Source organism: Micromonospora sp. DT81.3 (assembly GCF_049847225.1).
Lineage (GTDB): Bacteria > Actinomycetota > Actinomycetes > Actinomycetales > Microbacteriaceae > Microbacterium.
Genome location: NZ_JBNCNY010000004.1, coordinates 226,166 through 240,153, shown reverse-complemented (window position 1 = coordinate 240,153; position 13,988 = coordinate 226,166). Strand labels below are relative to the sequence as shown.

At 70.0% G+C, this 13,988-nt stretch carries 12 protein-coding genes, 3 tRNA genes and 1 pseudogene; 8 read left to right on the top strand and 8 right to left on the bottom strand.

The features are described 5' to 3' along the window. Positions 1 to 59: 59 nt before the first annotated feature. Positions 60 to 132, top strand: a tRNA-Asn gene (locus ACPW96_RS11340). 91 nt (positions 133 to 223) lie between these two features. Here ACPW96_RS11340 and def read toward each other — a convergent pair. Beyond that, entirely contained in the window at positions 224 to 790 is a 567-nt protein-coding gene (def, locus tag ACPW96_RS11335) for a peptide deformylase (protein ID WP_425818467.1), read from the bottom strand. 45 nt (positions 791 to 835) lie between these two features. On the opposite strand from def, the gene ACPW96_RS11330 reads away from it, so the two are divergent. After that, a complete protein-coding gene (locus tag ACPW96_RS11330) occupies positions 836 to 1,834 on the top strand; it encodes a DMT family transporter (RefSeq protein WP_425883382.1) in 999 nt (332 codons plus the stop codon). On the opposite strand, the gene ACPW96_RS11325 is transcribed toward ACPW96_RS11330, so the two are convergent. Further along, positions 1,831 to 2,124: a hypothetical protein gene (locus ACPW96_RS11325; protein WP_425883199.1), complete on the bottom strand. Its 294-nt coding sequence runs from the start codon at positions 2,122 to 2,124 to the stop codon at positions 1,831 to 1,833. The two genes, ACPW96_RS11330 and ACPW96_RS11325, sit on opposite strands and share 4 nt — an antisense overlap. Before the next feature lie 47 nt (positions 2,125 to 2,171). Between ACPW96_RS11325 and ACPW96_RS11320 the strand changes: the two genes are divergently transcribed. Both ACPW96_RS11320 and ACPW96_RS11315 read left to right on the top strand, forming a co-directional pair. Next, positions 2,172 to 2,245 (top strand) — tRNA-Ile (locus ACPW96_RS11320). Between the two features lie 119 nt (positions 2,246 to 2,364). Continuing rightward, positions 2,365 to 2,868: a DUF3145 domain-containing protein gene (locus ACPW96_RS11315; RefSeq protein WP_425818463.1), complete on the top strand. Its 504-nt coding sequence runs from the start codon at positions 2,365 to 2,367 to the stop codon at positions 2,866 to 2,868. A gap of 203 nt (positions 2,869 to 3,071) precedes the next feature. Here the strand turns inward: ACPW96_RS11315 and ACPW96_RS11310 are convergent, their stop codons facing one another. The 6 genes from ACPW96_RS11310 to aceE all read right to left on the bottom strand — a co-directional run bounded on the left by ACPW96_RS11310 (position 3,072) and on the right by aceE (position 10,803). Then, on the bottom strand, positions 3,072 to 4,307 hold the full coding sequence (locus tag ACPW96_RS11310; protein ID WP_425883197.1) for a beta-ketoacyl-[acyl-carrier-protein] synthase family protein: 1,236 nt from the start codon (positions 4,305 to 4,307) through the stop codon (positions 3,072 to 3,074). Between the two features lie 74 nt (positions 4,308 to 4,381). Next, positions 4,382 to 4,630 (bottom strand): acyl carrier protein, encoded by a 249-nt coding sequence (locus tag ACPW96_RS11305; RefSeq protein ID WP_425883195.1) that lies wholly within the window; start codon positions 4,628 to 4,630, stop codon positions 4,382 to 4,384. A 74-nt stretch (positions 4,631 to 4,704) separates the two neighbouring features. After that, positions 4,705 to 5,706, bottom strand: coding sequence for a beta-ketoacyl-ACP synthase III (locus tag ACPW96_RS11300; protein WP_425818457.1), 1,002 nt, complete (start codon positions 5,704 to 5,706; stop codon positions 4,705 to 4,707). Beyond that, positions 5,703 to 6,632: an ACP S-malonyltransferase gene (locus ACPW96_RS11295; RefSeq protein WP_425818455.1), complete on the bottom strand. Its 930-nt coding sequence runs from the start codon at positions 6,630 to 6,632 to the stop codon at positions 5,703 to 5,705. The genes ACPW96_RS11300 and ACPW96_RS11295 overlap by 4 nt, the downstream gene beginning before the upstream one ends. Before the next feature lie 123 nt (positions 6,633 to 6,755). Beyond that, entirely contained in the window at positions 6,756 to 8,039 is a 1,284-nt protein-coding gene (locus ACPW96_RS11290) for a PucR family transcriptional regulator (RefSeq protein WP_425883194.1), read from the bottom strand. Positions 8,040 to 8,061: 22 nt separating this feature from the next. Beyond that, positions 8,062 to 10,803: a pyruvate dehydrogenase (acetyl-transferring), homodimeric type gene (gene aceE, locus ACPW96_RS11285; RefSeq protein WP_425883192.1), complete on the bottom strand. Its 2,742-nt coding sequence runs from the start codon at positions 10,801 to 10,803 to the stop codon at positions 8,062 to 8,064. Between the two features lie 167 nt (positions 10,804 to 10,970). On the opposite strand from aceE, the gene ACPW96_RS11280 reads away from it, so the two are divergent. The 4 genes and pseudogenes from ACPW96_RS11280 to ACPW96_RS11265 all read left to right on the top strand — a co-directional run bounded on the left by ACPW96_RS11280 (position 10,971) and on the right by ACPW96_RS11265 (position 13,984). Beyond that, positions 10,971 to 11,046, top strand: a tRNA-Val gene (locus ACPW96_RS11280). Between the two features lie 49 nt (positions 11,047 to 11,095). Further along, on the top strand, positions 11,096 to 11,827 hold the full coding sequence (locus ACPW96_RS11275) for a zinc ribbon domain-containing protein (protein ID WP_425818449.1): 732 nt from the start codon (positions 11,096 to 11,098) through the stop codon (positions 11,825 to 11,827). Then, positions 11,824 to 12,222: pseudogene (locus ACPW96_RS11270) on the top strand (reverse transcriptase-like protein); the annotation flags it as partial. The gene ACPW96_RS11275 and the pseudogene ACPW96_RS11270, both read left to right, overlap by 4 nt. 19 nt (positions 12,223 to 12,241) lie before the next feature. After that, the gene (locus ACPW96_RS11265; protein WP_425883190.1) at positions 12,242 to 13,984 is read left to right on the top strand and encodes a bifunctional 3'-5' exonuclease/DNA polymerase; all 1,743 of its coding nucleotides are present in this window, start codon (positions 12,242 to 12,244) and stop codon (positions 13,982 to 13,984) included. Positions 13,985 to 13,988 lie beyond the last annotated feature (4 nt).

The following is a 13,988-nucleotide window of genomic DNA, read 5'->3' as shown; positions in this document are numbered from 1 at the left end:
TCGTGAGCACGGCTCGGCGTTTGCTAAGCTAGTCGGGTTGCCTGCTCCGGCAGGCATAATCCTCGGTAGCTCAATTGGCAGAGCAGCCGGCTGTTAACCGGCAGGTTCTTGGTTCGAGTCCAAGCCGGGGAGCGAACGGCCCTGGACTCCACTCCGGGGCCGTTCTTCATTTCTTATCGAACGTCCTTCTGCACTCCCCGGTCGAACGTGCTTCGACTCGCGCTCACGCGTCGATGTCGTCCACTCCGGGGGTCCAGGCGGCACCAGGACGGCCCCAGCCGCGCTTGCGCGCGATCTTCTGCACCGTCTTCCAGTCGGAGTCGTCCAGGCGATCGATGTAGAGCACGCCGTCCAGGTGGTCGAACTCGTGCTGCATGATCCGCGCGCGCCAGCCGTCGGCCTCGATGCGCACCGCGGCCCCGTCGAGGTCGATGCCCGTCACCAGCACCCGTTCGGATCGGCGAAGAGGAAACCGCTCGCCCGGAAACGAGAGACACCCCTCCGACTCGTCGTCCGGATCCGGATCGCCCGGCACGAGGGGAGCGATCCACAGCTCGGGGTTGATCAGCACACCGCGCCAGGGGCGACCGTCGTCATCGGGGTAGCTGTAGGTGTAGATGCGCAGACCTACGCCCACCTGAGGCGCCGCGAGGCCGACGCCGGGCGCGGCATCCATCGTCTCGAACATGTCCGAGACGAGCGTGCGCACCTCGTCGGTGATCTCATACACGGGTGCCGCCGGTGCGTGCAGGACAGGGTCTCCCATGATGCGAATCGGCAGAACGGCCACGCCTTGAGCCTAGCCCGAGGGGCCTGCAGGTAGTGTCGAGGGGTGATGTTCGAGGCGACCGGAGTAGTCGAAGACGTGAGCGATCACCTCGTCGGCGTGTTCCAGAATCCAGGACTGCTGCTGGGCATACCACTTGCCCTGGCGGGTGCCGTCTTCATGTCGTTCGGCGCTCAGTACCAGCACCGCGGGGTCGCCAAGGTCGAAAGGCTGAGCGGTCAGAACGGTGCATCCGGACTGACGGGCACGCAGCTCAAGCACCTCATCACCCGCCCCTCCTGGGTGGTGGGGACGCTCATGCTCGGCATGGCGATCATCTGCCAGCTGGGGGCCCTCGCCGTCGCGCCGCTGATCGTCGTTCAGCCCCTCGGTGCGATGGCGCTCGTGATCACCACCCTGCTCAATGCTCGCGTGAGCGGTCACACACCGACCCGCAAGTCTCTGACGGCGATCGCCGCGTGCGTCGGGGGCATCTTCTTCTTCGTGGCGGTCGCGGCCTTCTTCGCCACCGAGAACGACGTCACCGAGCGGCAGCTCCTCATCATCCTGAGCATCCTCGCGGTGGTGATGGTGGCCCTTGCGCTGATGTGGTTCTTCCTGCGCAAGCGCATGGGGGCGCTGTTCTACATCCTCGGCGCCGGGATCATCTACGGCTTCGTGGCGACCCTGGCGAAGGTCGTCATCAAACGTGTGCAGGCGGGCGACTTCGAGTGGCTCACGCTCGTGTGCCTGGTCGCACTGCTTTTGGGCACCGCGGCCGGCGCGTACTTCGTGCAGACGGCGTATTCATCCGGCCCGCCCGATCTGGTCATCGCCGGCCTCACGGTGGTCGACCCGATGGTGGCCGTGCTCATCGGTGTGATCGTGCTGGGAGAGGCCGCTGCCGCGCCGCTCTGGGCCGTCATCGGCTTCGTCGTCTTCGGGGCGGTCGCCGTGTGGGGCGTCATCCAGCTCGCGCGGTTCCACCCGCAGATCGTCAGCGACAGCAAGGGGCTGCCGATCTCGCGGGGCAGCGGGCCCCTCCCGCCCACCGAGCCGCCCGTCTAGCCGTTGCGGCTCGGAAGCTCTATCACCACGGGCCCGCCATCGAGATCGCCCCCGTCGCCGGGCGTCGGCGCCGGGGCCGGCAGCTCGACCTGTGCCTCCCACTGCGCGTGGGCCTCCTCGGCACTCGGACGCCAGATCGCATCCATGCCACCGGCGATGCCGCTCAGTGAACCGCCGGCGCCGCGCTTCTGGCGACGACGGGCGTCGCGCAGCAACGCGGGCATCGCGGATGCGCCCGCCACGCCGAGCGCGGCCACAACGCCCAGACCGATCCACCCCGACACGTCCATAACGTCATTCTCGCACCCGCGGCTGGCGGTAGGCTCGTAGACCGAAAGGGGCGGTGGCCAAGCTGGTCAAGGCAGCGGGCTCATAACCCGACGATCGTGGGTTCAAGTCCCACCCGCCCCACCGAATCACACGCTTGTCATTCCGCCGGTCCATAGGCGATAATGCAGGTACAACAGCACATCGCCGCACTCCGCGGACCAGGTCGTAGGGGAAGACGCACCTGACGAAACGGAGAGATCATGGCGACACCATCAGCGCGCGGAGTGATCTTCATTCACTCGGCGCCGCGAGCGTTGTGCCCCCACCTCGAGTGGGCTGTCGGGCGCGCCCTCGGGCGCGCGGTCAACTTCGAGTGGGCCGACCAGCCCGTGCTCGGCGGCGCCAAGCGCACCGAGTTCTACTGGGAGGGCAGGGCGGGAACCGGCGCTGCGCTCGCCACCTCCATGCGCGGGTGGGAGCACCTGCGGTTCGAGGTGACGGAGGACCCCACTCCTCGCAGTGACGGCGGACGCTGGCTGCACACGCCGGGGCTCGGCATCCACTACGCCCAGACCGATTCGGCCGGGAACGTCGTGATCGGCGAGGACCGCATCCGCTACGCGATGGAGGTCGCGGCCGGTGACGCCGTCGAACTCCAGCGCGAGTTGTCCGTCGCGCTCGGCGCCGCGTGGGACGAAGAGCTCGAGGCATTCCGCCATGCGAGCGATGACGCCCCCGTCGTCTGGCTGCACAAGGTCGGCTGACCGGATGTCTCCCAAGCTCGGTCCCCGAGCTTGTCGAGGGGCCAGGCGGCGAGGCGCCACTACCGGCAATCGGAGGAAGATCGCCCGGGGGCTGGGAACGCGAATCGCCGCCTGACACGAAGACGCCCCCGTTCCCGAAGTATGTCGAGGGAACGGGGGCGTCTTCGCGTGTCCGGACGCTGCCAGGCACCGGATGCCGGTGGCTACACGCTCGCGAACGCCGCCACGGCGTTGTGTCCGCCGAATCCGAACGAGTTGCTGATCGCCAGCACATCGCCCTCGGGCAGGGGCCGCGTCGTCGTCGCGACATCGAGCTGGATCTCGGGGTCCTGCTCGGTCAGGTTGATGGTCGGCGGCACCGTCCGCTCCGCGAGGGCGAGCACGGTGAACATCGCCTCGATGGCGCCCGCACCTCCAAGGAGGTGACCGGTCGATGCCTTCGTCGCCGTGACGACAATGTCGTCGAGGCCCTCGCCGAAGACCCGCCGCAGGGCGTTGTACTCCGCGATGTCGCCGACGGGCGTGCTCGTGGCGTGGGCGTTGACATGGCGCACATCACCGAGGTCCCGGCCCGAGCGCTCGACAGCCTGCCGCATCGCGCGAGCCGCGGCGGAACCCTCGGGGTCCGGAGCGGTGATGTGGTAGGCGTCGCTCGTGACCGCGCCACCGAGCACCTCGGCGTAGATCCGGGCGCCGCGGGCGACGGCGTGCTCGTAGGTCTCGAGCACGAGCGCGGCAGCGCCCTCGCCGAGCACGAAGCCGTCGCGACTGACGTCGTAGGGGCGCGATGCCGTGGCGGGCTCATCGTTGCGGCGGGACAGCGCCTGCATCGCGGCGAAGGACGCCACGGGGAGCGGGTTGATCGCCGCCTCGGAGCCGCCGGCGAGGATGACGTCGGCGTAGCCGAGCCGGAGGTGCTCGTACGCGTTCACGATCGACTCGGTGCTGGAGGCGCAGGCCGAGACGACGGTGCGGATGCCGGCACGCGCGCCGAGATCCATTCCGATCGCAGCGGCGGGCCCGTTCGGCATGAGCATGGGAACGGTCATGGGCAGCACGCGGCGGGGGCCGCGCTCGCGCAGCGTGTCGTAGGCGTCGAGCAGCGTCCAGACACCGCCGATGCCCGTGGCCCAGTCGACGGCCAGCCGCTCGGGCTCCACCTCGGGAGCCCCGGCATCCTGCCACGCCGCACGGCCCGCGATGAGGGCGAACTGGCTGGAGGGGTCGAGTCGCTTCGTCTCCACGCGTTCGAGCACGTCGGCCGACGGCACGGCCGCCGACGCGGCGAAGGTCACCGGCAGCTGGTGCCTCGCGACCCATTCGTACTCGAGGGTGCGAGCTCCGGACGCACCGGCGAGGAGGTTCTGCCAGGTCTCCTGGGCGGTGCCTCCGAGCGGTGTGGTCGCACCGATTCCGGTCACGACAATGCGCTTGGTCATATGGGGGATTCCTTACCCTGTGAGGCAGGGATGCCACGACGCGTTCGAAGACGCGGTCGTGGCATCCCGAACTCCTACGCCTGGTTGGAGGTGATGAAGGTGACGGCGTCGCCGACGGTCTTGAGGTTCTTGACCTCATCGTCGGGAATCGTCACGCCGAACTTCTCCTCGGCGTTGACGACGATCGTCATCATCGAGATCGAGTCGATGTCCAGGTCGTCGGTGAACGACTTCTCGGACGCGACCTCGTCGGCCGAGATTCCGGTCTCGTCGGTGATGAGCTCGGCAAGGCCTGCGAGCACCTCGTCATCGGTGAATGCCATGGGTTCTCCTATTCGTTGGGGTCAAGGCGGTCCGGGTGAAGACCGCGTTCAGTCTAGGGTCGGGGTTCGCCGCCTCAGGGCAGCACCACGACCTGCGCGCCGAAGACCAGTCCGGCTCCGAAGCCGATCTGGAGCGCGAGCCCGCCGCTGAGCTCGGGATTCTCCTGCAGCAGACGATGGGTGGCGAGCGGGATCGATGCGGCCGACGTGTTGCCGGTCGTCTCGATGTCCCGTCCGACCTTGACGGTGTCCGGAAGCTTCAGCTGCTTGGCGAATTCGTCGATGATGCGCATGTTGGCCTGGTGCGGGATGAACGCCGCCAGGTCGGATGCCTGGATGCCGGCCACCGAGAGGGCCTCCTTGGCCACCTTTGCCATCTCCCACACCGCCCAGCGGAAGACCGTCGGCCCCTCCTGGCGGAGCGTGGGCCACGGCACCTCGCCGTCGCGGAACTGGGTGAGAGTGCCGTTCATGCCGACCGCATCGGCCTTCGAGCCGTCGGAGCCCCACACCGTCTCCGAGATGCCGGGGAACTCGCTCGGCCCGATGAGAGCCGCCCCCGCGCCGTCGCCGAGCAGGAAGGAGATGCTGCGGTCGGTGGGGTCGACGATGTCGGACAGCTTCTCGGTGCCGATGACGAGCGCGTACTGAGCCGCGCCACCACGGATCAGGGCGTCCGCCTGCGCGACCGCGTAGGCGTATCCGGCGCACGCGGCGTTGACGTCGTAGGCGGCGGCCGGATTGGCGCCGACTCGATCGGCGACGATGGCGGAGACGGAAGGCGTCTGCTTCGGGTTGCTCACCGTGGCCACGATCACCAGGTCGATCAGCGCCGGGTCTATATCGGCCGTCGCGATCGCTTCCGCCGCGGCCTCGGTGGCGAGATCGATGGCGTCCGTCTCCGGGACCGCGCGCGTGCGCGTGATGATGCCCGTCCGCTGGCGGATCCACTCGTCGCTCGAGTCGATGGGACCGATCAGGTCGTCATTCGGGACGCTGAGCTCGCCGCGGGCGGCGCCGTACGAGTAGACCCTCGTGTGGGCGGGACCGGTCGGCTGCCTGAGTGTGGGTGTCATGCGGCGTCTCCCTGGAGCAACGATGCGGCCGCCTCGAGGTCGTCGGGCGTCTTGATGGCCACACTCGGCACGCCCCGCAGGGCGCGCTTGGCGAGACCGGTGAGTGCGCCGGCCGGCGCGAGTTCGATGATGCCGGTCACGCCGTGTTGCGCGAACGACGTCATGCAGAGGTCCCAGCGGACCGGGGACGCGACCTGGCCGACGAGCAGTTCGAGGGCCTGCGTTCCGCTGTGCACGATCGTGCCGTCGCGGTTGGTCCAGAGAGTGACACCGGGGTCCGAGACAGTGCGGTCGCTCGCCAGGCCGTCCACCGCGTTCTGCAGCGCGTCGCGGGCGGGCGCCATGTAGTGCGTGTGGAACGCCCCTGCGACCTGGAGGGGGATCACGCGTGCGCCGCGCGGGGCATCCGCGGCCAGGGCGGCGAGGGCGTCGAGCGCCCCGGCCACGACGAGCTGCCCTCCGCCGTTGTAGTTGGCGGGCGAGAGGCCGTGCTCCTCGATCTTCGCGAGCACCTCGGCCTCATCGCCGCCGACGACGGCGCTCATTCCGGTGCTGACCTGTGCCGCGGCCTCGGCCATCGCGCGACCGCGGACGCCGACGAGGCGCATGCCGCTCTCGGCATCCAACACCCCCGTCGCGATCAGCGCGGCGATCTCGCCGACCGAATGGCCGGCCACGCCGCCGGCCCCGCCCTTGGAGGCGCCGAGGGCCTCCCAGGCCAGGACGCTGGCTGCGACGATCAGCGGCTGCGCCACGCTCGTGTCGCGGATCGCGTCGGCATCCGAGACGGTGCCGTGGGCGACGAGGTCGACCTCGGCGGCGTCCGAGAACTGCTCGAGCCGTGCGCGCACGCCCTCGAGCTCAAGCCACGGGTTGAGGAATCCGGGGGTCTGGGATCCCTGACCCGGGCATACGACGACGATCACTTTCCCAGTCTGCCAACGATCGCGCGCCCGTGCTGGCTCAACCCTTACAAGAATCGCGGAAAGCTTTGTGCGCGCCCGACAGCGTCGGCCCGCGGCGATGTCAGGCGGTGCCTCCCGCGGCGGTCAACGACCGTGGCGGGGGATCGCCGCCCGCCGACGCGCGGCATCGCTGGTGCCGATCGAGCCGAGGATCAGCGCCGTCTGCAGGATGAGCGCTTCGCGCGGGCCCGTGGCATCCCACCCGATGACTTCGGACACCCGCTTGAGGCGGTAGCGAACCGTGTTCGGGTGCACGAAGAGCTCCCGCGCCGTCGCCTCGAGCGAGCGCCCGTTGTCGAGGTAGCTCCAGAGCGTCGTGACGAGATCGCTCGAGTGCGCCTGCAGCGGGCGGTAGATGCGCTCCACCAGCGTCTGCTTGGCGAGCGGGTCTCCCGCGAGTGCGCGCTCCGGGAGCAGGTCATCGGCCTCGACCGGTCGCGGGGCACCGCGCCAGGCGCGTGCGACCGCGAAGCCGGCGAGGGATGCCCTCGCGCTCGAGCTCGCGTCGACGAGGGCCGGCACCGGCGGCCCGAGGACGAGGTACCCCGGCCCGAACCCCGACTCGAGCTGCCTGCCGATGTCCAGGAACGGCAGCTCGGGACCGGGGTCCTCCGCCGTGCGTCCGGGCAGCTGAGCGCGGCCGATCACGAGCACGAGCCGGGAGCCCTGCACACCGATCAGCACATCGACGCCGAGCTTGCGGGCCGTGCGCCGCAGGTGATCGACGTCGAACTGGGGAGGGGTCGTCCCCACGAGCACGCACACCTCGCCGTGGCCGTGCCACCCGAGCGCCGCGATCCGGCTGGGAAGCTCCTCGTCGGCCTCGCCGGTGAGGATCGAGTCCACGACCAGGGCCTCGAGCCGCGCGTCCCACAGGCCACGCGCCTCCGCGGCCCTGGCGTAGACATCCGCCGCGGCGAAGGCCACCTCGCGGGAGTACAGCAGGATCGCTTCGCGAAGATCCTCGCCCTTTCCGACGAGCCGCTCCTCTGTGACCTCCACGGTGACGCGGATGAGCTGCAGGGTCTGCGTCAGGCTGACGCTGCGCAGCAGCTCACGGGGCGCTGCCGCGAAGATGTCGGCCGCGATCCACGGGGTCGACGCGGGGTCGTCGTACCACTGGATGAACGACGTGATGCCGGCCTGCGCCACGAGCCCGACCGCCGACCGGCGGCCAGGGGGCATCTCGGCATACCAGGGCAGCGAGTCCTCGAGCCGCTTGGTCGTCACCGTCGCGAGGTCGCCCGAGATCCGGCGCAGCCACGCCAAGGTCTCGACCTTGTCCGCGGGCGACTTCCCACCGCGGCCGCGCGGGCCGGCGGGACCCGTCGCTCGGGCGCCCTCGCTGTGACCCTTGTCTACCTGCACCGGCGGAGTGGACATCCGCGCGTCAGCTCTCCCCGCCCGCGTTGCCCGAAGTGCCCGCCGTGACGTCGTACAGGCGGTACTTCTCGATCGCCTGCGCGGAGAGCGAGCGGTCGACGGCGCCTTCCTCCGCCAGCGCCTGCAGGGTGCGGACGACGACCGATGGTCCGTCGATCTTGAAGAATCGGCGGGCCGCGGGCCGCGTGTCGGAGAATCCGAAGCCGTCGGCGCCGAGCGTCGCGTAGCGCTGGGGCACCCAGGGCCGGATCTGGTCCTGCACCGCGTGCATGAAGTCGCTGACGGCCACGACGGGTCCCTGCGCCTCCTTGAGCTTGTCGGTGAGGTACGCGACGCGCGGCTCGTCGTTCGGGTACAGGAAGTTGTGCTCGTCGGCGGCGAGGCCGTCGCGGCGCAGCTCCGTCCACGAGGTGACCGACCAGACGTCCGCGCTCACGCCCCAGTCGTCCTTGAGCAGCTTCTGCGCCTCCAGCGCCCACGGCACACCCACCCCGGAGGCGAGCAGCTGGGCGCGCGGCCCGTCGCCCTCGCCGGTGGAGATGTGGTGGATGCCGCGGACGATGCCGTCGACATCCACGTTCTCCGGCTCGGCCGGCTGCACGAGCGGCTCGTTGTACACCGTCAGGTAGTACATGACGTTCGGGTCGGGGTGACCCGTGCCATCCGGTCCGGGGCCGTACATGCGCTCCAGGCCGGAGCGGACGATGTGCGCGATCTCGTAGCCGTACGCCGGGTCGTACGAGAGCGTCGCGGGGTTCGTCGAGGCCAGCAGGTGCGAGTGCCCGTCGGCGTGCTGCAGGCCCTCGCCCGTGAGCGTCGTGCGGCCTGCGGTGGCACCGATGATGAAGCCGCGCGCCATCTGGTCGCCCGCAGCCCACTGCGCGTCGCCGGTGCGCTGGAAGCCGAACATCGAGTAGAAGATGTAGACCGGGATCAGCGGTTCGCCGTGGGTCGAGTACGACGTGCCCACGCCCGTGAACGCAGCCACGGCACCCGCCTCGTTGATGCCGACGTGCAGGATCTGCCCCTGGGGGCTCTCCTTGTAGGCGAGCAGCAGCTCGCGGTCGACGGACGTGTAGTGCTGGCCGTTGGGGTTGTAGATCTTCGCCGTCGGGAAGAACGCGTCCATTCCGAAGGTGCGCGCCTCATCGGGGATGATCGGCACGATGCGGTGACCGAAGTCCTTGGAGCGCAGCAGGTCCTTCAGCAGCCGGACGAACGCCATGGTCGTGGCGATCTCCTGTGTTCCGGAGCCCTTCTTGGGCTGCGCGTACGCGGCGTCGCCCGGAAGCTGCAGGCCCACGTGGGTGGACCGGCGCTCCGGGACGAAGCCGCCGAGGGCGCGGCGCCTCTCCAGGAGGTACTGGATGCTCTCGTCCTGGGGACCCGGGTTGAAGTACGGCGGCAGGTAGGGGTTCTCCTCGAGCTGGCCGTCGCTGATCGGGATGTGCATCGCGTCGCGGAACAGCTTCAGGTCATCGAGGGTCATCTTCTTCATCTGGTGCGTCGCGTTGCGCCCCTCGAAGTGCGGACCCAGGCCGTAGCCCTTGATCGTCTTGGCGATGATGACGGTCGGCTGTCCCTTGTGCTCGACCGCCGCCTTGTAGGCGGCGTACACCTTGCGGTAGTCGTGGCCGCCGCGCTTGAGACCCCAGATCTGCTCGTCGGAGTAGTCCTTGACGAGCGCGGCGGTTCGTTCGTCGCGACCGAAGAAGTTCTCGCGCACGTAGGCGCCGCTCTCGGTCTTGAACGTCTGGTAGTCCCCATCCGGGGTGACGTTCATGAGGTTGAGCAGCGCGCCGTCGGTGTCGCGAGCAAGCAGTTCGTCCCATTCGCGGCCCCAGACGACCTTGATGACGTTCCACCCGGCGCCCCGGAAGAAGCTTTCGAGCTCCTGGATGATCTTGCCGTTGCCGCGGACCGGGCCGTCGAGACGCTGGAGGTTGGCGTTCACGACGAACGTGAGGTTGTCCAGGCCCTCGTTCGCGGCGACCTGCAGCTGTCCGCGGCTCTCGACCTCGTCCATCTCACCGTCGCCGAGGAAGGCCCAGACGTGCGAGTCGCCGACGTCCTTGATGCCCCGGTTGCCGAGGTACTTGTTCGTCATCGCCTGGTAGATGGCGTTGATCGGGCCGAGCCCCATCGACACCGTCGGGAACTGCCAGAAATCCGGCATGAGGCGGGGATGGGGATACGAGGGGATGCCGTTCGGCGCGGCCGACTTCTCCTGACGGAAGCCGTCGAGCTGCGCCTCCGTCAGGCGGCCCTCGAGGAAGGCGCGCGCATACGTGCCGGGGGAGGCGTGCCCCTGAATGAAGATCTGGTCGCCGCCGCTCGGGTGGTCGGCGCCGCGGAAGAAGTGGTTGAAGCCGACCTCGTACAGCGCGGCCGACGAGGCGTACGTCGAGATGTGGCCGCCGACGCCGATGCCCGGGCGCTGGGCACGGTGCACCGTGACCGCGGCGTTCCACCGGATCCACGCGCGGTAGCGGCGCTCGATCTCCTCGTCGCCGGGGAACTCCGGCTCGTTCTCTGGCGCGATCGTGTTGATGTAGTCCGTGGTGGGAACCATCGGCACGCCGAGGTGCAGATCCTTCGAGCGCTTCAGCAGGCTCAGCATGATCTCGCGCCCGCGGGCGTGACCCTTCGCCGCGACCAACTGGTCGAGGGACTCCTGCCACTCGCCGGTCTCATCGGGATCGCTGTCGAGCTGGCCCTGAGAATACGGATCCTGGTCGTGAACGGTCACGCGCGGCCTTTCGTCGGTTTTTCTGGCAGATCGTGCCAGGGAATCACTCTGGGAGCACGGGCGGCTTGTCGGCCGTGCACAACGCACCCTCTTCAAGCCTATCCATTTCGAGCGCGTGCGGTGCTCTCCCGACGGCGCGCGCACCCTCGCCTAGACTGAACGCGCACGGGCCTTTAGCTCAGCTGGTAGAGCGCCACGTTTACACCGTGGATGTCGTCGGTTCGATCCCGGCAGGGCCCACCACGATCCACCCCGCCGCGCGCTCCGGGGGGCGGGGGATTAGGTTGGTGGGGTGAATGCCAGCCCCGCAGACCAGCGCGCTCTCCTCGACGTGGCCGATTTGGACCGGCGCGCCCGGCGCGCCGAGGCATCCCGTCGCACTCCGCCCCAGGCGGCCCGCATCGGGGAGCTCACGGCGCAGCGCACGCTGCAGGCGCACGAGCTCGCGCTCCGGTCGGGCGTGCGCGACGACGCGCAGGTCGAACTGTCCCGTCTGGAGTCCGACGTCGCGGTGGCCGAGGCGCGCCGCGCGCGGGACGCCGCAAGGCTCGCCGCCAGCTCCAACTCGAAGGACGCGCAGGCGCTCGAGCACGAACTGGCGAGCCTCAAGAAGCGCCTGAGCGACCTGGAGGACGCCGAGCTGGACGTCATGGAGCGCCTGGAGCAGGCCGAGGCCGCGGTGGCGGCGCAGCAGGCGGTCATCGACGAGACGAACGCCGAGGGGTCCCGTCTCTCCGCCGAGGCGAAGGCCGTCGTCGCGGAGGCGACCGCCGAGCTGGAGCGCATCGCCCGCGACCGCGCAGCGATCGTCGCCTCGCTCCCGGCCGACCTGGTGGGGTACTACGAGAAGGTCGCGCTCCGGAGCCCGGGCGCGGCGCTCTTCACCCGCGGCACGTGCGAGGGCTGCCGCATGGTGCTCTCCGGCACCGATCTGCAGGCGCTGCGCAACGCGCCCGAGGACCGCATCGTGACGTGCCCCGAGTGCGGCTGCATCCTGGTGCGCACGGAGGAGTCGGGACTGTGACCGGGAGGCTCATCGTCGAGGCCGACGGCGGCTCCCGCGGCAATCCGGGCATCGCCGCCGGCGGCGCGGTCGTGATCGACGCGGAGTCGGGCGAGGTTCTGACCGAGCTGGGTGTCTACGTCGGCATTGCCAGCAATAACGTGGCCGAGTACAACGGGATGATTGCGGGCCTGGAGGCTGCGCTGGAGCGCGACGCCGAGGCATCCGTCCACGTGCGCCTGGATTCGAAGCTCGTGGTGGAGCAGATGACGGGCCGCTGGAAGGTCAAGCACCCCGACATGCAGGTGCTGGCGCGCAGGGCCCAGCAGCTCATCGCCGGCCGTGCGGTCACCTTCGAGTGGGTGCCTCGCCTCTCGAACAAGCGGGCGGATGCCGCGGCGAACGAGTCCATGGATCGGCGCGAGAGCTTCCGCCGTGACCTCCAGCCGTCGCGCTGAGCCCGCCCCCGCCTGGATCGTGCTCGGGCGGGTCACCGGGGTTCTCGTTGGAGCGGTGCTGCTGGATGCGGACTCCCACGAGCTCGCGCGCATCGACGTTCCGGCATCCGGGCTGGCGGAATGGGTCGCGGCTCGCGAGCGCGACGGAGCACCGCGCTGGGTGTGGAGCGACACCCCCACCTGGTACGGACCGCTGCTGGAGGCAGGGGTGCGGGTCGCGCGGTGCCACGACCTGCGGCTGTGCCATGCGATCCTCCGGGACAGCGCCTACGTCCGATCCGCGGAGCCCCTTCGAGCAGCGCGGGAGTGGGACGCCCCATCGGCCGACCTGACCCCTGGTGAAGACACGCTCTTCGAGGTCGCGGACGCCGGCGGACCGACGGGCGCGCCCGACGGACTCGACGCCGCCATGACCGAGTTCCCCCGGCAGCGCGCCGCCCTGGCATCGAGTGACCAGGACGCACGCCTGCGGCTCCTGCTGGCCGCCGAGTCGGCCGGTGCGCTGATCGCGTCCGAGCTGCGCTCGGCGGGTGTGCCGTGGGACGCCGCAGCCCACGATGCGATCCTCACCGACATCCTCGGCGCACGCCCCGTGGGCGGCGGCAATCCGGCCGAACTCGAACGAACCGGGCAGGCGGTGCGCGAGGCGCTCGGCGACCCGGCCCTCAGCCTGGACTCGCAGCCCAAGCTCATGAGGGCGCTGCACCGCTCCGGCATCCTGGTCGAATCGACGAGTCGCTGGGAGCTCGCCCAGCACGACCACCCGGCGATCGAGCCGCTGCTCGCGTACAAGAAGCTGTCCCGCCTCAACTCAGCCAACGGGTGGACGTGGCTCTCGACATGGGTGCACGACGGTCGCTTCCGCCCCGTCTACGTACCAGGCGGCGTGGTCACGGGGCGGTGGGCGTCTTCCGGTGGGGGAGCCCTGCAGCTTCCTCGGCAGCTGCGTGCCGCCGTGAGCGCCGACCCGGGTTGGACACTCATCGTCGCCGACGTGGCTCAGCTCGAGCCGCGGGTGCTCGCCGGCATGGCGAGCGATACGGCGATGGCGGATGCCGCGCGCGGGCGCGACCTTTATGCCGGGATCGTCGAGCGCGGCGCCGTGGCAACGCGCGCCGAGGCGAAGGTGGCGATGCTCGGCGCGATGTACGGAGCGACCACCGGCAGCAGCGGCCGGCTGGTGCCCCGGCTCCGCTCGATCTTCCCTCGGGCGATGGCCCTCGTGGATCAGGCGGCGCGCACGGGGGAGGACGGTGGCATCGTCACCACCTGGCTCGGGCGCAGCTCGCCGCCGCCGTCGCCTGGGTGGCGAGAGGCGCAGTCGCGAGCCGGCGACCACGCGGCGCTGCCGGCCGATGAGCGCCGGGCTCGCCAGAGCGCTCGTGATCGCGGTCGGTTCACCCGCAACTTCGTCGTGCAGGGCACGGCGGCGGAGTGGTCGCTCGCCTGGATGGCCGAGATCCGGAGGCGCCTCGACGCCCTCGGTGAAGTGGGCGAGGGGACTGCCGCCCCTCGCTCGGGCCCGGCGTTCGGCCGGAGGCCGCACCTCGCGTTCTTCCTGCACGACGAGGTCATCCTGCACGTCCCGCTCGAGCTGGCGGATGCCGCGGCCGACGCGGTGCGCGATGCCGCCGCATCCGCATCTCGGCTGCTCTTCGGCGACTTCCCCTTGGATTTCCCCCTCGAGCTGCACATCGCCGAGACGGCCGAGAAGACCTGAAGCG

What these genes read in the sequence shown, in the direction of transcription:
- ACPW96_RS11315 (WP_425818463.1), top strand. Translation starts at nt 2,365, where the DNA reads ATGGCGACACCATCAGCGCGCGGAGTGATCTTCATTCACTCGGCGCCG.
- ACPW96_RS11330 (WP_425883382.1), top strand. Translation starts at nt 836, where the DNA reads ATGTTCGAGGCGACCGGAGTAGTCGAAGACGTGAGCGATCACCTCGTC.
- ACPW96_RS11305 (WP_425883195.1), bottom strand. Translation starts at nt 4,630, where the DNA reads ATGGCATTCACCGATGACGAGGTGCTCGCAGGCCTTGCCGAGCTCATC.
- ACPW96_RS11310 (WP_425883197.1), bottom strand. Translation starts at nt 4,307, where the DNA reads ATGACCAAGCGCATTGTCGTGACCGGAATCGGTGCGACCACACCGCTC.
- ACPW96_RS11325 (WP_425883199.1), bottom strand. Translation starts at nt 2,124, where the DNA reads ATGGACGTGTCGGGGTGGATCGGTCTGGGCGTTGTGGCCGCGCTCGGC.
- ACPW96_RS11300 (WP_425818457.1), bottom strand. Translation starts at nt 5,706, where the DNA reads ATGACACCCACACTCAGGCAGCCGACCGGTCCCGCCCACACGAGGGTC.